Source organism: Bacteroides sp. B1-V-101, from assembly GCF_023656585.1.
Taxonomy (GTDB): domain Bacteria; phylum Bacteroidota; class Bacteroidia; order Bacteroidales; family Bacteroidaceae; genus Bacteroides; species Bacteroides thetaiotaomicron.
This window is the reverse complement of sequence record NZ_JAMOKH010000001.1, coordinates 144606-167069: the sequence shown is the minus strand read 5'-3', so window position 1 is coordinate 167069 and position 22464 is coordinate 144606. Positions and strand designations below refer to the sequence as shown.

The window sequence follows — 22464 nt, the reverse complement described above, 5'->3', positions numbered from 1 at the left end:
AATTTATTAAAATCATGAATGCCCTTAGGAAACCCAAGGGCCTAAAAAAACATTTTTATTTCTTAGCAGATGAATATCTGGCATTCAATCCATCTACAATTTCTTTTGTGATATTATATGCACTATCAGCATAAAGCAGATTATCGAAACCTGTGTTGCTGAAGATCAGGCTATATCCACGAGTTTTATTATATTCTTTCAGGAAAGCGTTGATAGAATCACGGAAAAGCAGACTGTTAGCATTATTGTCTTCCATCAGGCCATTTTGAAGTTTATTGCTCAATTCCTGCAAATCCTGTTCCATTTTAGCCAAACGATTGTATTCCTGCTGAGCTCTTTCGGGTGAAAGGAAAGCATTGCTTTCATATTTCTTTTGGAATTCCTGTTTTTCTTTGTTCAAAGCTGTCATCTTCTGGTTCAGCGTCATGCGAACATTTTCGCTCTTCTTTACCATAGCCTCATTCAAGTCAATACAGAAATTGTATTTAGCCAACAAGGTATCTATTTCAACATAAGCTATTTTCATTCCAGACAATTCTGCATTAGCCGAAGCCGGAGTAGTTGCAACTTGATTATCAGCTTTGCCGGCGCATTGTGAGAATAAAACGATAAACGCAAGTGCAGCTAAACCGTTCATGAGGTAGTTTATTCTATTCATAACTCTAAAATATTGTTTTTAATTAATTAGTTCATACTATCGTTCAAGGCTTTTTCCAACTCATCAATAGAAAAACGTGATTTCTTTTGTGCTTCACGATCCTGCGACTGCGCACAACCGATTCCTTTCTTACGCAACTCTTTATTACCGCTCACATGACCATTAGGGAACTTCCCCCCCTTCGTAAAGAATACTTTCACCCCCAATAATAGCAGGGAAATAGCAACTATTAACAAAGTTATCAGTATAGTCTCAACCATTTCTATTAATTTTGTGAGTGCAAAGATAGGCTTTAATGAGAAATGAGTTCAGATAAGTCAAGCAAATTAACCATATTTAGCAATAAGAGGAAGCAAAATGAACCTCCTATTCCTATTATAAAAGAAAAAAGCATGGAAAAAAAAGACCTTAAGCCGGCTGGCGTATTCAAGTATTTTGAGGAAATCTGCCAAGTGCCGCGTCCTTCCAAGAAGGAAGAGAAAATAATTGCCTACCTAAAGGCATTCGGAGCAAAACATAACCTGGAGACCAATGTAGATGAAGCAGGAAACGTACTGATCAAAAAGCCTGCCACTCCGGGCAAAGAAAACTTTCAGACTGTCATATTGCAATCGCACATCGACATGGTGTGTGAAAAGAACAATGATGTACAGCACGACTTCCTCACCGATCCCATCGAAACAGAAATAGACGGAGAATGGCTGAAAGCCAAAGGAACTACCCTCGGAGCTGATAACGGTATCGGTGTAGCTACCGAACTGGCTATCCTGGCGGATGACAGCATCGAGCACGGCCCGCTGGAATGCCTGTTCACCGTAGATGAAGAAACCGGTCTGACCGGAGCTTTCGAGCTGAAAGAAGGTTTCATGAGCGGTGATATTCTGCTGAACCTCGACTCCGAAGATGAAGGAGAAATCTTTATCGGATGCGCCGGAGGTATCGACTCCGTTGCAGAGTTTAGTTATAAAGAAGTAGAAGTCCCCGCAGGATATTTCTTCTTCAAAGTAGAAGTAAAAGGACTGAAAGGCGGACACTCCGGTGGTGATATTCACTTGGGACGGGGCAATGCAAACAAGATACTGAACCGATTCCTGTCCCGAATGGCTAACCGTCAGGATCTGTATCTCTGCGAAATAAACGGAGGTAACCTGCGCAATGCCATCCCCCGCGAAGCATACGCTATCTGTGCAGTTCCCGAAGATGCCAAACATGACGTCCGCACGGAACTGAATATCTTCACCAGTGAAGTAGAAAACGAACTGGCCGTTACCGAACCGGACCTGAAACTGGTTCTTGAATCGGAAACTCCCCGTAAGATGGCTATCGATCAGGATACTACTACCCGCTTGCTGAAAGCATTGTATGCTGCTCCTCACGGTGTATATGCCATGAGTCAGGATATCCCCGGACTGGTAGAGACTTCAACCAACCTTGCTTCTGTCAAAATGAAACCGAATCATATTATCCGCATCGAAACCAGCCAACGCAGCTCTATCTTATCTGCACGCAATGACATGGCGAATACGGTGCGTGCCGTCTTCCAGCTGGCAGACGCTGATGTGACCTTCGGTGAAGGTTATCCGGGATGGAAGCCGAATCCTCATTCAGCTATCCTCGAAGTGGCAGCAGAATCTTACAAACGACTTTTCGGTGTAGAGGCGAAAGTGAAAGCAATTCACGCAGGACTGGAATGCGGTTTGTTCCTCGACAAGTATCCGACTTTAGATATGATCTCTTTCGGACCTACTCTCACCGGAGTACACTCTCCCGACGAACGGATGCACATTCCTTCCGTTGAGAAGTTCTGGAAGCACCTGTTGGATATTCTGGCACATGTTCCTGCCAAGAAATAACAGTCAGGTAAGATATCATAGAAAAGATGATGGTGATAGCAGAAAAAGATTTGCTATGACCGTCATCTTTATTATAATGCTCTTTTTCGTGCCCTCTTATATCATAGGGCAAACTTCCCTTACCGAAAAAGAATCGTTCAGCAATAAACAATCTGTTTCCCAGAAGAAGTCTTCCGCCGAAGAACGAATTCCCTTTCGTGTCATGAGCTGGAATGTAGAAAACCTCTTTGACACTCACCACGATACACTAAAGAACGATAATGAATTTCTCCCCGACGCTATCCGTCACTGGAACTACACCAAGTACAAGAAGAAACTGGCTGATATGGCCCGTGTCATCACTGCCGTCGGTGAATGGAATCCACCCGCCCTTGTAGGTCTTTGTGAAGTAGAAAACGACAGTGTACTACGTGATCTCACACAACGTTCTCCTTTAAAGGAACTGAGTTACCGGTATGTTATGACAAGTTCTCCCGATCTGAGAGGGATTGATGTTGCTTTATTATATCAACGTGACCTATTCAAATTATTATCTTTCCGGTCTATCCCCATCCCCTCATTCAAGCATCATCGCCCCACAAGAGATTTACTGCACGTCAGCGGACTATTATTAACCGGAGATACACTTGATGTAATCGTCTGCCATCTGCCTTCCCGGTCCGGTGGAGCCAAGGAATCCGAACCTTACCGGCTACACGCTGCCCGAATACTACGCACAGAAGCCGACAGTCTGCTGAATATCCGCCTTCATCCACAACTGGTCATCATGGGAGATTTTAATGACTACCCAACCAATAAATCCATCAAAGAGATATTAGAAGCTACTGATCCCCAACAGTCAGTCACCTTCCCCAATCCCCGGAAACTCTACCATCTGCTTGCCCGAAAAGCAACATCCCGCCATTTTGGCTCCTATAAATACCACGGAAAATGGGGATTGCTCGACCATTTGATCGTATCCGGCAATTTACTCGATACTTCCTCTAAATTCTTCACCGGTGAAGACAAAGCAACTGTTGCCCGCCTCCCCTTTCTATTGACAGAAGACAAGAAATACGGTGATGATGAACCTTTCCGTACCTATAAAGGAATGAAATATCAGGGAGGAATCAGTGACCATCTTCCTGTTTACGCAGATTTTGAACTCATTTTATACTAGCCGAAATACAAGGAGGTTATAAATCCACTGTCAACCACTCCGCCGGACATAGCCGGAAAGAAAAAAAAGAGTTTTTTATGTTAATAAACGGGGTTCGATACAAAATTTACTTATTTTTGCAGGGTTTACAGCATTTACAAAAAATACCCCCAATGGAAACCTTTGACGAAAAACAACTTCTGAAGGCTATTAGCGAAGGAGATGAGAAAGCCTTTAAAACTTTCTTCCTATACTACTATCCCCGCATCAAAGGGTTTATCAACGGACTACTGCAATCGCAAGAAGAGGCCGAAGATTTATCGCAGGACATCTTTCTTACGTTATGGAACAACCGCTCATCCCTCCATACCATCAATAACCTTAAACCTTATCTTTTCCGCATTTCCAAAAATGCGGTGTATCGGCACATCGAACGCACACTACTGTTCAGGAACTATCAGCAGAAAGAAACCGAAAAGTATATCCCGCCACTGGAAAGCAACGAAACCGATGACAACATCCACCTCAAAGAACTCGAACTATTGGTGACAATGGTTGTAGAAAAAATGCCTCCGCAACGACAGAAAATATATAAGATGAGCCGGGAATCAGGAATGAACAACGAAGAAATAGCCCGCGAACTAAGCATCAACAAACGAACAGTAGAGAACCACCTTTCACAAGCACTTACCGACATCCGAAAAGCATTATTCATAACCTTTATTCTATTTTTCTAAAAAAAAGTAGAATAGAGGCTGTGCGTTATTAATCTGTTACGTATCTTATATATGTAACCACACCTAAAATGCGCTAATATGTCGAACGCTCATAAAATAATTAAAAACTTTACTTCCGATAAGTTCAGTCCGGAACTTAAAGAGAAGTTATGGAAATGGCTTGTCGACTCCAGTGAACAGGCGGAGAAAGATGAAGCATTGATGGAATTATGGGAAGATCAGAATTTCAAAGCCGATGCAAGTACTGAACGTTCCTATCAGAACTTCCGCAGGAAAATTGCGCCCCAACAGCGGAAGGCAACTGCAAGGTATACCTTGCGCAAATGGCTGCAGGTGGCGGCTGTATTACTGGTTCCCCTGCTCTCTATGGTGGCATCCTACCTATATATACAATCGAATGAAGAGCATACAGAACTTGTCGAGTACTATGTGCCCAGAGGCGAACAAAAACAGGTTACCTTGCCCGACGGCACCACAGCATACCTCAACTCAGGAACTTTACTGGTCTATCCGCAAAAGTTCACCGGGGATATCCGTTCGGTATATCTGATAGGAGAAGCTAATTTTGACGTAAAGAAAGATAAGCAACATCCATTTATCGTCAAGACCAACCATCTGAAAGTAAAAGTATTGGGAACTAAATTCAACGTACACGCTTATGCAGAAGACAAGAAGACAACCACTACTTTGGAATCGGGTTCCGTAGTCGTTCAGAAAGCAAACAATGAGGATATCATCACCCTCACACCGAACGAGCAACTGGAATATGACAACCCGTCCGGAGAATTTAATAAAAAGATTATCGACGCCTCTGTCTACTCCGGCTGGACCAGAGACGAGCTGAACTTTGCGGCAATGACTCTCAGCGATATTTTCATTACGATAGAGAGAATATACGACATACACATCATCGTCCCTCCGCATCTGGCTACCACCGATGTATATACCATCAAGTTCAAACAAAAAGCTCCTATCAAGGAGATCATGAATATCGTGACCAAAACCATAGGAAACATAGACTATAAAGTCGAAGACGAAAACATTCTCTTAATTTATTCACCCCTAAATAAGAAAGGAGGCCGATAGACAGAAAAAAGGGAGTCGATATTTCGCGGATACCAACTCCCCCAAATCAAAATTACTTCATTTAAATTAGTTGTGTACACTTAAATTAGTATTAATGATTAACTCACAAAAGTATGAAATTTTATAAATTGTCGGGCATAGGTTATCCCGTAAAAATTCATAAATTTTATATATTGTTATTCGCTTTATGTTTTTATAACATAGCCTATGGGCAAAATCAGCCAATAACGGTATCTATGAAAAACCAACCTCTATTAAAAGTATTCGAAATCATTGAAGATCAGACCGATTTTAGTATCGCTTATAATCAGACGAAACTGGACGTGAAACAAAAGGTCAGCGCCAATTTTGTCAGAGAAGCAGTCTCTTCCGTTCTGAACTCCGTACTCAAAGGAACAGGATTCACTTACAGACAGGAAGGTAAGCATATTATTATCATTCCTGTCCCGGCAAAGGCAGAAGCAGCCCCCAACAACACTACTTCTACCCAGCAGTCCATAAAAATACGGGGAACCGTAACAGATGCGCAGGGCGAACCTCTGATTGGAGCAAATGTTCTGGTTGACGGCAGCAAACAAGCGACCATTACCGACATGAATGGGGAATTCTCACTGGAAGTACCTGCCAACAGTAAGTTACGGGTTACTTATATCGGTTACGTCACACAAGAAGTAACAGTCAAAAACAAGACACTTTTCAACATACAGCTACAGGAAGATACCCAGACTATGGATGAAGTGGTAGTCATCGGATTCGGAACACAAAAAAAAGTGAATATGACCGGCGCTGTAGCCTCTGTAAATATCAAAGAGTCGTTGGGCGACCGCCCGATTACCAACGTTTCGGCTGCCCTGCAAGGAGTCGTGCCGGGACTAAAAATTGAATCGACAACGGGAACTCCGGGAGACGACATGACGTACAATATCCGTGGAACAACCTCCATCAACGGTGGTGAGCCTCTCGTATTGGTAAACAACGTACCGATGGATATCAACATGATTGACCCGCAGGATATTGAATCTGTCTCTATTTTGAAAGATGCCGCTTCCGCAGCTATCTACGGTGCCCGCGCAGCTTTTGGTGTGATTCTGATTACAACGAAGCAAGGTAAAAAGGACATGGCTCCCAGATTCAATTACAACAACAACTTCTCTTTCTCGAAAGCATCAGAGCTTCCGCAGAAAGCAAGTCCGCTGGAATCGGTACTGGCGTACAAGGAAATGGGATGGGCAAACGATACCTATGTAGACGGAAAAAACATCACCCAATGGGAAGGCTACATACGAGACTATCAGGCGAATCCTTCCAACTATCCGAACGGATATATTTTCGACGATCAGGGCAACCTGTTCCTTATGCGGGAGAATGATATGTTTGCCGATATGATGGATAACTTCGGATTCATGCAGAACCACAGTTTCTCCGTATCGGGAGGCAGCCAGCGTACCAGCTACCGACTAAGCCTGGGATATACCGGTGAGGACGGCATTCTGGTAACGGACAAAGACAAATTTGACCGTATCAATATGTCCAGCTTCCTGAGTGTCGACGTAAACAAGTGGCTAACTACCCAACTGGATATCAGATATGCAAACTCTACCCAGAACAAGGTGGAGCAAGGCGGACGAAACGGTGTCTGGGGAAGTGCCATGCACCTGCCGTCCTACCACAACATCCTGCCGTACGAACAAGACGGCATCGAATATCCTGCCGAAACGTCCGCTACTTTCGTACGCTACGGAGAACCGAGGGTGATCAAGAAGACCAACCTGCGTACTTTGGGACGTGTCATCATCTCTCCGCTGAAAGGACTGAAAATAACAGGTGAATATACCTACAACCGGATCACCGAGTACAACCGGATGTACGTCAACAAATACAAGTATATAGGATTCAACTTTACAGGGCTGCTGAACAATGTAGAGAACTCACGTTATGCCCTGACGCAAGGTTTCACCAATTACAACGCTATTAACGCATTCGCCAATTACGACTTTTCAATAGGTAAACATGATATCTCTATTATGGGTGGTTACAATCAGGAAGAGAGTCATAAGGAATCGCAATGGTCGCAGCGCACGGACGTATTACTGGAAAATCTGCCGTCGCTCTCCGGTTCTACCGGAACGGCATCCGTCACCGACAGTTTCGATGAATATGCTATCAGAGGTTTGTTCTACCGTGTCAATTACACTTACGACGGTAAATACATGTTCGAAGCCAACGGACGTTACGACGGTACATCCCGTTTCCCGAAAGACAGCCGTTTCGGTTTCTTCCCTTCTTTCTCCGCCGGATGGCGCATTTCGGAAGAAGCATTCATGAAGAATACCAAAAGCTTCCTGTCAAACTTGAAACTACGTGCCTCATGGGGCTCTATCGGCAACCAGATCATACTGAAGCCGGACAACACTCCGGAAAACTATCCCTACATCCCTTCTATGTCACCTTACCTGACGGAATGGCTGGTGGACGGACAAAAGACGACTACACTGAATGCACCGGCAATGGTCAGCAGCAGTTTCTCGTGGGAAAAGGTATATACACTGGACTTCGGAGTCGATTTCGGATTCTTCGACAACCGCTTTAACGGTACTTTCGACTGGTATCGCCGCGACACCAAAGGGATGCTGGCACCCGGTATGGACCTACCGTGGGTAGTGGGAACCACCGCCGCCAAACAGAACGCCGCTGACCTGAAGACGTACGGCTGGGAACTGGAACTGAACTGGAGAGACCGCATCAACAAGGACTGGAGCTACCGGATCGGATTCAACCTGTACGACTCACAAAGTGAAATCACGAAATACAATAATGAGACCAACCTGCTAGGCGACAAGATTTACCGCAAAGGCATGAAAATGGGAGAAATCTGGGGATATGTCACCGACCGCTTCTACACGGAAGACGACTTCAACGCAGACGGTACACTAAAACCGGGAATCCCCATTCCGAAAGGAGCAGGAAAAGTTTTTCCGGGAGACGTGCTGTATAAGAACTTCGATGACGATACCGAAACCATCTGGAGCGGCGAAGGAACCGCCGACAATCCCGGCGACCAGCGTATCATCGGTAACTCGACTCCGCGTTTCCACTACGGCATCACCGCAGGAATCAGCTGGAAAGGACTCGACCTCTCTATCTTCCTCCGAGGCGTAGGCAAACGGGATTATTGGCGCACCGACCAGATCGCATGGCCTACCGGAGGCTGGGGAAGCCTGTTCAAAGAAACTCTCAACTTCTGGACTCCGACTAACACCAATGCCTATTATCCGCGTGTGTATTCCAACGACGGGGTAAACACAAGCTACAACCACTGGAAACAGTCGAAGTATCTCGCCAACGCCTCTTACCTGAAACTGCAAAACATCACGCTTTCCTATACCTTGCCCAAAGTATGGTCCCAGCGTCTCTACTTCGACGATGTGAAAGTATTCTTCAGCGGAGAGAACCTCTACACGTGGGATCACCTGCCGGAAGGACTGGAAACCGATATGCTGTCAAAAGGTGCCTGGGAATATCCGTTCATGAGAAAATTCTCTTTCGGTATCAATGTTACATTCTAATAACCAATGTATTATGAGAAAATATTTAATCTTTATATGTACAGTTTTGTTAGCAAGCTGTCTCAATAACGATTTCCTGGAAAGGTATCCTTTGGGAGACCCGACTGCCGAAACGGCTTTTGAAACATACGACAATTTCAAGGCATACGCCTGGGGATTGTATGAAACCCTGCCTTCATTGGGCTATGGCTCGGAAAATTCTACGGACGACATCTCGTACAACCAGACAAGAGGAACCAGCGAAAGCAACTGGATCAGAAAACTGGTGACCATCCCCGACAAGAAAGACAATACTTCCTGGAACTATTACAGCTATATCCGGAGGGTCAACCTGATGCTCGACCGCATTGACGGTTCGAAAATGACGGATGTAGAAAAGGCGAACTGGCGTTCCGTCGGTTACTTTTTCCGTAGTTACCGCTACCTGTCTCTCCTGTCGGCTTACGGTGGCGTACCCTGGATTGATCATGTGCTGAGCGACGACGAAACAGAACTGATCAAAGGCCCTCGTGCCTCCAGAGATGAAATAGCCGGTCACATTCTGGAAGACCTGCAATTTGCCGAAAAGAATATCAACGTGAACGGAGAAGGCAGAAACACCATCAACAAGGCTTGTGTACAAGCTTTACTCTCCCGCTTCTGCCTTTTCGAAGGTACCTGGCGCAAATATCACGGACTCAACAACGCCGAAACTTATCTGCGGGAATGCAAACGGGTATCCGCCGAACTGATGCAGACTTATCCGAACGTGGCGGACTGCTACGACGATCTGTTCTGTTCACTGGAACTGAAAGATGTTACCGGTGTCATTCTGTACAGAGAATATTCGGATGCTGTCGGTGTAGTGCACGCTGTCAGCATCGGGGGAACGACCGCCACCTCCTTTTACAATCCGACCCGCGACTTAGTGGACAGTTACCTGTGCACGGACGGAAAGCCACGCTGGACGAGTGACGCCTATCTGGGTGACAAGGATATATACGACGAGTTCAGCAACCGTGACCATCGTTTGTGGCTGCACGTCACTCCTCCTTACCGGGTAGACCGTTCGGCTTCCAGCACAGCCTGGGACAATAAATGGAAATTTACGGATAACTCCAAAGACCGCAGTTTTATCGACAGCCTCACCGTCCGCATGGGAATCGGGTACGGCACCAGCAAGGAACGACAGAAGTTATTGCCATTCCGTCAAGGATATGACGGTGGTATTTTGGGTGCATCGCCTCACTTTGACTTCTATCTGGAGAACCAGCCGTGGTACAAGTCTGCCTTCGGATATAACAACTGGAAATACTATTGCTGCTACCTGAGCATGGGCAGCCAACGAAATGAAGAGACAGATATGCCTATCTTCCGCATCGAAGAAGTCATGCTGAACTACGCGGAAGCCATGTGCGAACTCGGCGAGTTTGACCAGACAGTTGCCGACGTCACAATCAACAAACTGCGCCCGCGTGCCAATGTAAAACTCATGAAAGTCTCGGAAATAAACTCAGCCTTCGACCCAAAACGTGATCTCGGAAATCCGGATTATCCCAACGACTACGAAGTGAGTCCGCTATTATGGGAAATACGACGGGAACGACGCATCGAACTGTTCTCCGAAGGATTCCGTTTCGACGACCTGAGAAGATGGAAGAAATGCCACTATGCACTGAAGAAGAAACTCGGACAATACGTACGTGCATCCGACTTCACGGCAGGAACCAATGTGACTATCGACGGCGGCGGCTCCGAAGGATATCTCGAATTCCATCCGAAACAGAATCATCTATGGCCGGATTACTATTACCTCAACCCTATTCCACGCAACGAACGGGTACTGAATCCCCAACTCGAACAGAATCCGGGATGGGAGGAAGGAAATTAACCGGTAATCCATCACCAACCGGATAATCCAGAACTAACCGGAAGAGGCTGTGGCAAATATTGGCTCTTCTTGACAGTCATCTCAATGACAGGACAAGCATTTCGTCATTAGCGTGGCTGAAAGACCTTGATATTTGACACTGCCTCTTCCCTTTTTAACTGTATTGATTTCGTAAGTTTACTCAAAAGAATAATTGAGTATTTGAAATTTATTCGTATTTTTGAGACATCAGACTAATACGGGTAATCCTTTTGCCGACTCTTACAAAATCTAAATAAACACACTGTACCCCATGAAGCACCTAATTTTTACAGCTCTCTTTCTTCTATCGTACACAGTCGCCGTCCGCGCCCAAATCGTATTTCCTACCCCCAATCAAGTGGAAATGCAGACAGGCAACCTGATTTTAGGGAAAAAGGTTTCTATGTACGCCGAAGACACTACCGCTTTTTATCTAAACCTTTTTCGAGAAGAAGTACTCTCCCGCACTCCCATCAAATGGCAAAAAAAAGAATCCAAAGCCGATATCTGCTGGATAACCGACTCATCCCTGCCCCCCGAAAGTTACCGGATCAGGATTCATCCGCAACAGATGGTAATCAGCGCCTCCGACAAAGGAGGATTCACCTATGCCGTACAAACGCTACGCCAATGGGTAGCCGGTTCAGCAGGATCTATCACCTTTGCCTGCGCAAGCGTGACGGACTATCCCCGCACACAGTGGCGCTGCTTCTTACTGGACTCCGGACGTCAGTTCCAAAAGGCTGCCACCATCAGAAAGTATATCGACATGGCTTCACTGCTCAAAATGAACTACTTCCACTGGCATCTGACAGAAGGACTGGGATGGCGCATCGAAATCAAGCAATATCCGCACCTCACCCGGACTGGCGGTTCGGTAGGCAAAGGAGAAGAACAGCAGGGATTCTATACACAGGAAGAAATACGGGATATCATCGAATATGCCCGTCAACGGAATATCACCATCGTCCCCGAAATAGATATGCCGGGCCATGCCGAAGCTGCTCTCTCTGCCTATCCGGAGCTCGGTTGTTTCGGATTGCCGGTAGAGATACCGCAAAGCGGATTTACCCAGAACATATTTTGTGCAGGAAAAGACGGAACTCTCCGTTTCCTGAAAAACGTACTGGATGAAGTATGCGCCCTCTTTCCTTCTCCCTACATACATCTGGGCGGAGACGAAGCCCCGAAAGGCAACTGGGATCAATGCCCGGATTGCCGGAAAAGGATTACCACAGAAGGACTCAAAGACAGTCACGACCTCCAGCTATGGTTCTCTGCGCAAATGGCAAACTATCTGAAGTCGAAAGGACGGAAAGCCATCTTCTGGGGCGACGTAGTCTATCATGACGGCTACCCGTTGCCGGACAATACCGTTATCCAGTGGTGGAACTATCGGGGACACAAAGACCTCGCGCTCAGAAACGCCGTCAAACACCATTATCCGGTCATTTGCAGTTCCAACTACTATACGTATCTGAACTTCCCCGTCACCCCGTGGAAAGGATATACGGAAGCACGTACGTTCGACTTGAAAGATGTCTATCTGAACAACCCTTCCGACAAAGCCATCAGCGAGAAAAATCCGCTGATACTTGGCATGAGCTGCGCATTATGGACCGACGATGGAGTCACGGAACGAATGATAGACCGACGACTTTTCCCCCGCATCCTCGCTCTGTCCGAACAGATGTGGCACGAGGGGGAAGCGCTTGACTTCGACCGGTTCTACCGGAACATCCTTCACCGCAAAGCATGGTTCGAAGAAGCTGGATTCGAATTCGGACCGGCTCTGAAAGAAGATGTAACGAAAGATTATAAATGGGATTAAAAAAAAGAACATCATGAACAAAAGAAATTTATTGATCGCAATACCCGCCCTGTGCAGCGGTTACCTGCACGGACAAACCCAACCCGCATCTCCCAACGTTATCTATATTTTAATGGACGATCTGGGATATGGAGATATCGGCTGCTTCGGACAAGACAAAATAGAAACACCCCATATCGACCGTTTATGCAGCGAAGGCATCAAACTGACACAACATTATTCCGGTTCCCCCGTATCAGCTCCGGCACGCTGCGTACTGATGACAGGTATGCACTCCGGTCATGCGCAAATCCGCTTCAACAATGAGTTAGCCGAACGCGGAGCAGTAAACAACTACGACTCGGTGTACGTTCATAAAGAGCTGGAAGGGCAATTCCCCCTACAGGCGAACACGATGACTATCGGGCGAATGATGCAACAAGCGGGATATACCACCGGATGTTTCGGCAAGTGGGGACTGGGATATCCGGGTTCCGAAGGAACTCCCAACAAACAGGGATTCGACCGATTCTACGGATACAATTGCCAGCGCCAGTCGCACACATACTATCCTCCTTTTCTGTATAATGACGAAGAACGTGTCTACCTGTCCAACAAAGTGACAGACCCTCACCGAAGCCCTTTGGATAAAGGTGCCGATCCGAACGATCCCGCCAGCTACGCTAAATATACGCAAAAGGAATATGCCAACGATCTGATCTTTGATGAACTGATGGGATTTGTCGATGCCAATAAACGCAAACCGTTTTTCCTGATGTGGACCACTCCCCTGCCGCACGTCTCGCTTCAGGCACCCGAACGCTGGGTACAGCATTATGTAGAGAAATTCGGGGACGAAAAGCCTTACACCGGACAAGCGGGATATCTGCCCTGCCGGTATCCGCATGCTACCTATGCGGCTATGATCAGTTATTTCGACGAGCAGATCGGCCAACTGATCGAAAAACTGAAAGCGGAACATCTGTACGAAAATACCTTGATTGTGTTTACTTCAGATAATGGTCCTACGTTCAACGGAGGCAGCGATTCTCCCTGGTTCAACAGCGGGGGACCTTTCAATTCAGCATACGGATGGGGCAAATGTTTCTTGCATGAAGGAGGTATCCGTGTCCCCGCCATTATCACATGGCCCGGCAAAATAAAACCCGGTACGCAAAGTGACCACATCTGCGCTTTTCAGGACGTTATGCCTACGCTGGCAGAACTGGCAGGCATCACTTGTCCGCCAACGGACGGAATCAGCTTTCTGCCCACATTGCTCGGCAAAAAAGGGAAACAAAAAGAACACACTTATTTATATTGGGAATATCCTGACCCAAGGATTGGCAACAAAGCAATCCGCATGGGAAAATGGAAAGGAATCATCACGGACATCCGGAAAGGCAATACGCAAATGCAGCTTTATAATCTGGAAACGGACATCAGAGAAGAACACGATGTGGCTGCGCAACATCCCGATATCGTAAAACGCTTCGAACGACTGATGAAAGAAGCTAGAAACGGTCCGGACTTTTAACGACCTTCCTTGCTAACTAACGGGACATACCGGAGCATCATCCGTAACATCCCTGCGAAAGACTTGTGCCAACGCTTTGGCACAACTATGCCAATAGCTTGGCACGGCCGTGCCACAGGCGTGGCACAGTTGTGCCAAGCCTGTGGCAAAGATGTCCCCTATAGAGTTAGTCAGAATACTGGTATACCTTCAAGTCGAACTTCGGCACCATCGCCAGCAAATGGTCGAAGATATCCGACTGAATCCGCTCGTACTCTTTCCACACCTTATTGCGGGAAAAGAAATAAACCTGAATAGGAACTCCGTACATGGTAGCCTCTTTCTGACTGATAATCAAATCCAAATCCTGATTCACCACCGGCAGACTGCAAAGATACCGCTCGATATACACCCGATAAACCTGTGAATTGGTGGGCACCACTCCTTCCTCCGGCTGATAATCCGCCATGAGTGGAATCTCTTTCCGATAACGGTCGAGCATCTCCGGCGTACAAAACTGGAGTGTCGTCAGGTCCAGTGTAATATTCTTCATCACCCGCCGCCCACCGGAATCCTTCATGCCACGCCAGTTCTGAAAAGGACTGCTGACCAGCGTATAAGGCGGAACCGTAGAAATCGTATTATCAAAGTTCTGAATCTTGACCGTGTTAAGCGTAATCTCCTGCACCGTACCATTCGCGGCACCGGAAGGAAGCGTGATCCAGTCTCCCGGACGCACCATATCATTGGCAGAAAGCTGAATACCTGCCACAAATCCCAAAATGGAATCCTTGAATACCAGCATCAGGATGGCTGCCGAAGCACCCAGTCCCGCAAACAGACTAGCAGGCGATTTATTTACAAGGATAGAGATAATCACAATCCCCCCGATAAAAAACAAAAGTACCTGAAGTACTTGAATGAATCCTTTCATCGGTCGGTTCTTCATTGTCTCCTTTCCATCGTAAATATCCATGATCATCAGCAGAATCCCATTGATAGCCAGCAGCAAAGAAAAGATGATATAAATGGCACAAGCCTTCTGCGAAATAACCAGCAGTTCCTTGCCACGCATGAAAGCCATCGGCAACAGGGCATAGACAAGGATGGCGGGAATCGTATGAATCAGATTATGAAACACTTTACGTTTCATCAGCAATGTATTCCAAAGATGCGGTTTCCTGCGGGTATACTGCCTCATTCCTCCCACCAGAATTGCCTGACAGAGATAGTCCACCCCTACAGCAATGGCTATCATCAGTATAGCAATAATTGTTTCATCAAAACGATCGGCAACCTTCGCATCTATCCCCCAATCTATCAGGATTTTGTTCATCCATTTTCCTAAATCGACTACTAACATAAGTTCTTTCTTTATATATCATTTATATAGAAAGATAACAGTGAAAACCTACGTTTGGTTTAAAAAAAGACTGGCGTCCGATTTACTAGAAATCAAGACCGCCAGTCCCACTGCTACTCTCTAAGCATTTCTTTTATAGTGGCAGACCGTAGCGTCCATCTACAATTTTCTCCAACTGTGCTGCCATCTTCTTTACCAGTTCCGGATTCTGACCCGCCACATTATTCTTTTCTTTCGGATCTTTCTTCAGATCGTAAAGCTGCGGTTCCTTACTGTTTCCCAACTCGATATTCACTGCTTTCAGATATGCCGGTCCATTTCCCGGACGGAGATATTTCCATCTTCCGTCTGTCACCGACAGGTTATTCTGTGCATTCTGAAGTACCAGCCATTCGCGTCCCTTCTTTTGCTTGCCTGTCCACGCTTTCAGCATCGGTTCACTATCCGGTGCCGCACCTTCCGGCAAGCGGACATTCAGCATTTCAGCAAAAGTAGCAAACCAGTCTATCTGACAGAGCAATGCATCCGAAACTGTTCCCGGACGGATCACACCCTGCCAGCTCCAGATACAAGGAATACGTGTACCCGCTTCGAACGAACTGTACTTTCCTCCGCGATAAATGCCGCCCGGAGTATGATCGCCTAGCAATTCCACTGCCTGATCCTTATATCCGTCGTCCACTACCGGACCGTTATCACTGGAAAGAATCACCAGTGTATTCTTATCCAATCCCAGTCGTTCGAGTGCATTCAGAATCTCGCCTACCGACCAGTCAAATTCGAGCAGACAATCGCCGCGAGGTCCCATGCCGCTCTTTCCTGCGAACTGTGGAGACGGAACACGGGGAACATGCGCATCCTGCGTGGCAAAATACAGGAAGAAAGGAGCAGACTTGTGTCCTTCAATAAAGGAAACAGCTTTTCCTGTCAGCATCTCCGCAATCTTCTCATCCTGCCAGAGAGCCGACTTTCCGCCCTTCATATATCCGATACGGGAAATACCGTTCACGATACTCTGGTCGTGTCCGTGAGAAGGATGCATTTTCAGCAACTCCGGATTGTCCTTCCCGGTAGGTTCTCCCGGAAAGTTCGCTTTGTAACTTACCTGAATCGGATCATTCGGATCAAGGTTGATCACCTGATCATTCTCTACAAATACACAAGGAACACGGTCGCCCGTAGCTGCCATGATAAAGGAATATTCGAAGCCGATATCATTCGTTCCCGGCTGCAAAGGCTTGTTCCAGTCTTGTTCTCCGCCCTTGTCGCCCAGTCCCAGATGCCATTTGCCTACGACTCCGGTGTTGTATCCGGCATCCTTGAACAGGTTCGCCATTGTATAGCGTTCCGGACGGATAATAGCCGCAGCGTCTCCGGCAGCAATACCTGTTCCGGCTTTGCGCCATGCATATTCACCGGTCAGCATCGCATAGCGGGAAGGCGTACTGGTAGCAGCTGCACTGTGCGCATTGGTAAAACGTACTCCCATTTTGGCAAGACGTTCCACATTAGGAGTATGAATAGTCTTGGCTCCGTTACAACTCAAATCGCCGTAACCGATATCATCCGCATAGATAAAAACAACATTCGGACGCTGGGTTTGTTTCTCCTGAGCAGTGGTCTGAGAAGCCAGACAGGAAGTTAACGCTAAAGGTAATATACCATAAAATTCTTTTCTCATTTTGTCTTTTGATAATTATTAGGTTAGAATGAATAAGTATCTATTCTCAAAGTGATGTACTTATTAAGTTAAAATTCAAAGCTTCGTCAAGGAGCTACGGTCACTCCGATTTCATTCATTTCTACTTGCGCCGTTGTAGCCGTAGGGGTGGTAGCTTCCAGCTTGATAAAGCGTGCCTTTTCCTTCTGACCGAAAGTGACAGTCTGCGGCAACGGATTATGCATGATATTGCTGAACTCACCGTTGGCAGGCACTTCCTTCCAGTTCTTGCCATCTGCGCTCACGTAGAATTTGTAACGGAAAGCCATCGTCGGTTTCGCTTCCGCTTTCAGAGGTGCATAAGTAAATGCGGAGAGTTCGACTTCTTTGCCCAAATCAATGGTCAACGGAGAAGCAGCCACCTGTTTCCATGAAGCACGAGGCAGATTGTTCCAGTTTTCCGTCCGGTTCTCTTCTTCCAAAGGGTCTGCATAGTAGGCTGCCACCTGACTGATGTGAGCCGTCAGACGACATTCGTTGATCTTCACCCGAAGCTGGGTAGCCTTTACTGCCGGAAAACGAACCATACGCTTATAGCCTACAGTCGTTCCTTTCGCCACTTCCTGCCAACCTTGTTCCGTCAATGCCTCTACGGTGAAAGACTCCACCCGTTGCCCTTTCGTGATATCTTCCTGCAACATCACAACGTTGATTTCCGACTCCGGTTTCAAGGAATAAACAGTTTCACTGCCGGAAACAGCCTCCCAGTCTTTTCTTCCTTTCTCTACCCGGTTGTTCGTAAATATCTTCTCCCGATAAGCAGCAAATTCGTTCAACCGCTGCACATCCGCTTCATTAATCAATCCTCTGCGGTCGGGAGGAATATTCAGCAAGAGCACCGAGTTATAGCCTACCGACTGGAAATAGATATCAGCCAGATGTTTTAAGGATTTCACTTTGCTGTCTTCTTCCGCATGATAAAACCATCCCGGACGGATAGACACGTCTACTTCCGAAGGATACCAGAATAACTCCGTTGCCTTTTCCAGCATCGCACGGCTTCCTAAATCTTCGGCTTTGCTAAAGACGCCCAGTCGTTTGTTGTTTTCTTCGGAACGAGCATAAATGCCCGGAGTCAGCACCGTTGCACTCCATTCCGTTTCGCGTCCCAATCCTTTTTCATTACCTACCCAACGGACATCATCGCCCATAATTGCCATCACCGCTTTCGGCTGCAACTGTTGGATAGTCTTGTAGAACGCATCCCAGTCATAGATTTGTTTCTTTCCGTTCGGTCCTTCTCCGTTTGCGCCGTCAAACCACACTTCGTGCACTTCGCCGTAATTAGTAAGTAATTCCGTTAATTGCCGAATAAAGAATTCGTTGTATTTAGGAGAATCTCCGTAGCATTCCGCATTCCGGTCCCACGGAGAGAGGTAGACTCCGAATTTCATATCATATTTATCGCAAGCGTTACGCAGTTCTTTCACTACGTCGCCCTGACCGTTTTTCCAAGGGGAAGAGGCTACCGAATGTTTCGTGGTAGCTGTAGGCCACAGACAAAAGCCGTCATGATGCTTTGCCGTGAGAAGTACCATTTTAAATCCGGCGTCTTTCAAGGTGCGCACCCATTGTTCTGCATCCAGCTCTGTAGGGTTAAAGATAGCAGGGTCTTCCTGACCATCGCCCCATTCGCGTCCGGTGAATGTGTTGATACCGAAATGCAGGAAAGCAGTCAGCTCCATTTGTTGCCACGCAGCCTGCTGGGGGGTAGGAACCAGCCTTGCTGCCATATCGATTTTTTGTTCGAGGGTTGCATCCTGTGGAAATTCAACATGCTTCACATAGTAGTTTTCTTTCGTCAGTCCACATCCGCCCAACGTTATCACAGAAGATAAAAAGAGAGAAGTAAGTAGTTTGTTCATCATAATAAATATTGATTTAATGCTAATGAGACAAAGATAAATATAAAGGAGCAAATTTCATGGCTTTCCCGAAGCGCTTTTCATTAAACTTCGCTAAATCCATGCCATTCGCTCCCCTATATTCTATCTCAATGCAATATTTCTATCCAAATGCAATCAGTTTCAGGCTATTTTACCGGATAAAGCGTAAATTCAAAACTCTGCTTTTTCACCGATACCAGATATTGCGGCAATACACCCGGTCCGCAGGTAGCCGTACCTACTCCTGCCTGTTCGGCATCCAGATGTATGGTTATCATTCCGTCACGCTCCAGTTCATTAATGTGGTGCGCCTTCTCTAATAATACATCCGAGAAAGGAATGATACTAAACTGGAAAGGACGATTCGATTCCATAAAGACACCTTCGCCTGCCTGATCCGTCAGTTTCGCCCAGCGTACATCTGTCCGGTTAGCTGTAGATTGTGGGGTAGCGTAATAGTGGAACATCCGTTCTACCGTCGTATCATACAGTCCTATCCTACCGGACTGGTTGCGGTCGATATACGTTTCATGATCGCCACGTCCCAGATAAGATACTTGATTATAAGCATCTGCCATGCGGAAGGTCAGCCCCAGACGAGCCATCGACTTCACAATCGCCGTATCCGGCTGGAAGGTGGTGCGAACCTTCAATGCCCCGTTCTTGTCGAGTGCATAAACAAAATCCGCCATTCCTACTTTCTGTCCTTTCCCATTAAGAATCTCAGCACGGACCGTTGCCGATGTCTTTTCTTCTTTCAGTGACACCACTTTCTGTGTCAGATTGTTCAAACCTGCCTTGCGCCACAGACGGGCTCCGTTCCTATCCCGGTTATCATTATCCGTAGCCGGACGGAACAGGCTCAAAGTGATTGGTGCAGCCAGCAATTCCTTTCCATCCAAAGTCAGGGAAGAAAGTGCCCCGGTATTCTTGTCCACAACGAAAGCTGTTTCTCCCGCCTTCTGTGGACGATAAGCCGTCGTATTCTTATTACCGGCAAGTACAAACTGGTCGTATGCCACTTCCCAGTCGGTATCCACTAGCGGAGTGGCCTCTTTACGGCTCCAGCTTAGGTTCAGATAGGCTTCCCGAACGGTATTCGGAAGTTTGACGGCACCCAAAGTGACATCTACCGTAGCGTGCGGCTCGCAGTCTACTTCCTTCGTGCCTTCGGCAAGTACGGTTCCATCCTCCCCTTTCACATTCCAACGCAGGATATATTCATTCAGATTAGAAAAGTCATACCAGTTCTTTATGCAGACTTTCAGATTCTTCCGGTCTGACAAAGTCGCTTTGATGTTCTGATATATTTTCTTCACTTCGAGTAGATGAGGATGCGGTTCACGAACAGCATTCACCAGACCGTTGCCACAGAAATTACCGAAGCTGGGGATTCCTTCCGGTCCGTAATCGCCTCCACAAGTCCAGTACCATTTTCCGTTTTTGTCTATTTCACGGAAGTTCTGATCCACCCAGTCCCAAATGCAGCCACCTTGTGCCATCGGTTCATTTTCAAAGACATCCCAGTATTCTTTCATTCCACCGCAACTATTGCCCATTGCGTGCAGATATTCGCAGAGTATGAAAGGACGGTAAATATCCTTCTTACCCACGTATGCCTTAATTTCGTCCACACTGCGGTACATACGGCAATAGATGTCCGTGTTGTAATTCAGTTCAGCACGTTCATATTGCACGGGACGGCCTTTCTCTACCGATTTCAGCCAGTCGTAAGTACGTTCGAAGTTGATACCGTTGCCGGCTTCATTGCCCAGTGACCAGATCACGATAGCCGGATGATTCTTGGAACGTTCGTACATACGGTGTGTACGGTCCATGTGAGCGGTCAGCCAAGTACTGTCTTTGGCAAGGGAGGCAGGCCCGTATCCCATGCCATGCGATTCGATATTCGCCTCATCAATCATATACAGCCCGTAGCGGTCGCAAAGCTGATACCAGTACGGATGAGTCGGATAATGTGAGTTACGCACCATGTTGATATTATGCTGTTTCATCAGGCGGATATCCTGTTCCATCAGTTCTTTGCTTACGGTACGTCCCAGTTGCGAATGTTCGTGACGGTTCGTCCCTTTCACCAGCACCGGAACACCGTTAATACAGAAACGTCCGTCCTTGATTTCCGAAGTACGGAAACCGACTTCACAACCGGTCAGTTCGGTTACTTTTCCTTGCGCATCTTTTAATTCGAGTACCAAGGTATAAAGGTTAGGATGCTCCGCATTCCATGCTTTTACTTCTGCAATCTTCTTCTCATCGAAAGCGATAAAGTTACTCAGTCCACGGGACTTGATGTTAATGGCATCCTGCAATACTGCCTTTCCGGAAGCATCCTTCAGTGTATAAGCGATAGAGCTGGCAGTAGCAGAAGGGCCTTCCACCGTCACTTCCAGATTGAAGATACCTTCTTTGTATTTCTCTTTATCAAGGGAAGCACTTACTTTATAGTCAGCAATATACTGTTTGGGAGTGCTATACAGATAAACATCCCGTTCGATGCCACTCAGACGCCACATATCCTGACATTCCAGATAAGCACCCGAACTCCAGCGATATACTTCCAGAGCTACCACATTCTCTCCTTCACTCAGTACATCGGTAATGTCCCATTCGGCAGCCGTCTTCGATCCCTGATTATAGCCAAGCAACTTTCCGTTCACCCATACATAATAGAAAGAGATCACTCCTTCGCAGCAGAGCACTACCCGACGTCCTTTCCAGTCGGCAGGCACCTTAAACGTGCGACGATAAGAACCTACTTCATTCTCAGCAAATGGAACCAATGGCGGATTCTTCTTGAAGTTGAACATCTTGTCGTCAAACTCATAAGTTTCGTTGACATAGATAGCTGTTCCGTAGCCTTGCCGTTCCCAGTTGCCGGGAACATTAATATCCGCCCACCCTCCGGTATAATAAGAGGGCTGGTAAAAGTCCTTCGGACGGTTGTCCGGGTTCTTCACCCAGTTAAATTTCCACTTCCCGTTCAGACTCATATAATAAGGAGACTGTTCATATCCTCCCGGCTTTCCAATATCGGAAGCGTCGGCGTAAGGCCATACATAGGTATGAGGAGCGAGTTTATTCAGTCCTACCGCATACTGGCTCTGCCACTCCGGCAAAGGCTGTTTCTGAGCCGAAGCGAAGGTAGCAGTCAGTGCTGCCATCAAGATTAAAAACGTTCGTTTCTTTAATTTCATCATTATTATATTGTTTTTTGGTGAC

14 protein-coding genes are annotated in these 22464 nt (G+C 46.7%); 8 read left to right on the top strand and 6 right to left on the bottom strand.

The genetic code is table 11. The features are described from left to right. Positions 1-55: 55 nt before the first annotated feature. Both NBH01_RS00670 and NBH01_RS00665 read right to left on the bottom strand, forming a co-directional pair. Positions 56-658, bottom strand: coding sequence for an OmpH/Skp family outer membrane protein (locus NBH01_RS00670; RefSeq protein WP_008762117.1), 603 nt, complete (start codon positions 656-658; stop codon positions 56-58). A gap of 26 nt (positions 659-684) precedes the next feature. Then, positions 685-918, bottom strand: a complete 234-nt coding sequence (locus NBH01_RS00665) for a hypothetical protein (protein ID WP_008762116.1) — start codon at positions 916-918, stop codon at positions 685-687. Positions 919-1050: 132 nt separating this feature from the next. Between NBH01_RS00665 and NBH01_RS00660 the strand changes: the two genes are divergently transcribed. The 8 genes from NBH01_RS00660 to NBH01_RS00625 all read left to right on the top strand — a co-directional run bounded on the left by NBH01_RS00660 (position 1051) and on the right by NBH01_RS00625 (position 14276). Continuing rightward, complete coding sequence (locus NBH01_RS00660; RefSeq protein ID WP_225678967.1) at positions 1051-2511, top strand: aminoacyl-histidine dipeptidase; 1461 nt, start codon at positions 1051-1053, stop codon at positions 2509-2511. Beyond that, positions 2492-3670, top strand: coding sequence for an endonuclease/exonuclease/phosphatase family protein (locus NBH01_RS00655; RefSeq protein WP_225678968.1), 1179 nt, complete (start codon positions 2492-2494; stop codon positions 3668-3670). The genes NBH01_RS00660 and NBH01_RS00655 overlap by 20 nt, the downstream gene beginning before the upstream one ends. A 152-nt stretch (positions 3671-3822) precedes the next feature. Next, entirely contained in the window at positions 3823-4386 is a 564-nt protein-coding gene (locus NBH01_RS00650; RefSeq protein ID WP_016267049.1) for an RNA polymerase sigma-70 factor, read from the top strand. Positions 4387-4464: 78 nt separating this feature from the next. Continuing rightward, a complete protein-coding gene (locus NBH01_RS00645; protein WP_250699935.1) occupies positions 4465-5472 on the top strand; it encodes a FecR family protein in 1008 nt (335 codons plus the stop codon). 113 nt (positions 5473-5585) lie between these two features. Continuing rightward, the gene (locus NBH01_RS00640) at positions 5586-9038 is read left to right on the top strand and encodes a TonB-dependent receptor (RefSeq protein WP_250699934.1); all 3453 of its coding nucleotides are present in this window, start codon (positions 5586-5588) and stop codon (positions 9036-9038) included. 13 nt (positions 9039-9051) lie between these two features. Further along, positions 9052-10908, top strand: coding sequence for a RagB/SusD family nutrient uptake outer membrane protein (locus tag NBH01_RS00635; RefSeq protein ID WP_011107894.1), 1857 nt, complete (start codon positions 9052-9054; stop codon positions 10906-10908). Between the two features lie 292 nt (positions 10909-11200). Then, a complete protein-coding gene (locus tag NBH01_RS00630) occupies positions 11201-12760 on the top strand; it encodes a beta-N-acetylhexosaminidase (RefSeq protein ID WP_048698052.1) in 1560 nt (519 codons plus the stop codon). A gap of 13 nt (positions 12761-12773) precedes the next feature. Next, complete coding sequence (locus NBH01_RS00625) at positions 12774-14276, top strand: arylsulfatase (RefSeq protein WP_061473378.1); 1503 nt, start codon at positions 12774-12776, stop codon at positions 14274-14276. 166 nt (positions 14277-14442) lie between these two features. Here NBH01_RS00625 and NBH01_RS00620 read toward each other — a convergent pair whose 3' ends face one another. From NBH01_RS00620 to NBH01_RS00605, 4 genes are all read right to left on the bottom strand, one after another. Further along, positions 14443-15618, bottom strand: coding sequence for a mechanosensitive ion channel family protein (locus NBH01_RS00620; RefSeq protein WP_008762107.1), 1176 nt, complete (start codon positions 15616-15618; stop codon positions 14443-14445). A 133-nt stretch (positions 15619-15751) separates the two neighbouring features. Beyond that, positions 15752-17299: a sulfatase family protein gene (locus NBH01_RS00615; RefSeq protein ID WP_250699933.1), complete on the bottom strand. Its 1548-nt coding sequence runs from the start codon at positions 17297-17299 to the stop codon at positions 15752-15754. Between the two features lie 86 nt (positions 17300-17385). Then, positions 17386-19203 carry an alpha-L-fucosidase gene (locus tag NBH01_RS00610; RefSeq protein WP_011107898.1) on the bottom strand — a complete coding sequence of 606 codons (1818 nt, stop codon included), beginning with the start codon at positions 19201-19203 and terminating at the stop codon, positions 17386-17388. Positions 19204-19370: 167 nt separating this feature from the next. Beyond that, positions 19371-22442 (bottom strand): glycoside hydrolase family 2 TIM barrel-domain containing protein, encoded by a 3072-nt coding sequence (locus tag NBH01_RS00605; protein ID WP_165360421.1) that lies wholly within the window; start codon positions 22440-22442, stop codon positions 19371-19373. Between the last annotated feature and the right edge of the window lie 22 nt (positions 22443-22464).

Excerpts from the sequence above, each read along its gene's own strand:
- NBH01_RS00670 (WP_008762117.1), bottom strand. The coding sequence starts at position 658 with ATGAATAGAATAAACTACCTCATGAACGGTTTAGCTGCACTTGCGTTT.
- NBH01_RS00665 (WP_008762116.1), bottom strand. The coding sequence starts at position 918 with ATGGTTGAGACTATACTGATAACTTTGTTAATAGTTGCTATTTCCCTG.
- NBH01_RS00660 (WP_225678967.1), top strand. The coding sequence starts at position 1,051 with ATGGAAAAAAAAGACCTTAAGCCGGCTGGCGTATTCAAGTATTTTGAG.
- NBH01_RS00655 (WP_225678968.1), top strand. The coding sequence starts at position 2,492 with ATGTTCCTGCCAAGAAATAACAGTCAGGTAAGATATCATAGAAAAGAT.
- NBH01_RS00650 (WP_016267049.1), top strand. The coding sequence starts at position 3,823 with ATGGAAACCTTTGACGAAAAACAACTTCTGAAGGCTATTAGCGAAGGA.
- NBH01_RS00645 (WP_250699935.1), top strand. The coding sequence starts at position 4,465 with ATGTCGAACGCTCATAAAATAATTAAAAACTTTACTTCCGATAAGTTC.
- NBH01_RS00640 (WP_250699934.1), top strand. The coding sequence starts at position 5,586 with ATGAAATTTTATAAATTGTCGGGCATAGGTTATCCCGTAAAAATTCAT.
- NBH01_RS00635 (WP_011107894.1), top strand. The coding sequence starts at position 9,052 with ATGAGAAAATATTTAATCTTTATATGTACAGTTTTGTTAGCAAGCTGT.
- NBH01_RS00630 (WP_048698052.1), top strand. The coding sequence starts at position 11,201 with ATGAAGCACCTAATTTTTACAGCTCTCTTTCTTCTATCGTACACAGTC.
- NBH01_RS00625 (WP_061473378.1), top strand. The coding sequence starts at position 12,774 with ATGAACAAAAGAAATTTATTGATCGCAATACCCGCCCTGTGCAGCGGT.
- NBH01_RS00620 (WP_008762107.1), bottom strand. The coding sequence starts at position 15,618 with ATGTTAGTAGTCGATTTAGGAAAATGGATGAACAAAATCCTGATAGAT.
- NBH01_RS00615 (WP_250699933.1), bottom strand. The coding sequence starts at position 17,299 with ATGAGAAAAGAATTTTATGGTATATTACCTTTAGCGTTAACTTCCTGT.
- NBH01_RS00610 (WP_011107898.1), bottom strand. The coding sequence starts at position 19,203 with ATGAACAAACTACTTACTTCTCTCTTTTTATCTTCTGTGATAACGTTG.
- NBH01_RS00605 (WP_165360421.1), bottom strand. The coding sequence starts at position 22,442 with ATGATGAAATTAAAGAAACGAACGTTTTTAATCTTGATGGCAGCACTG.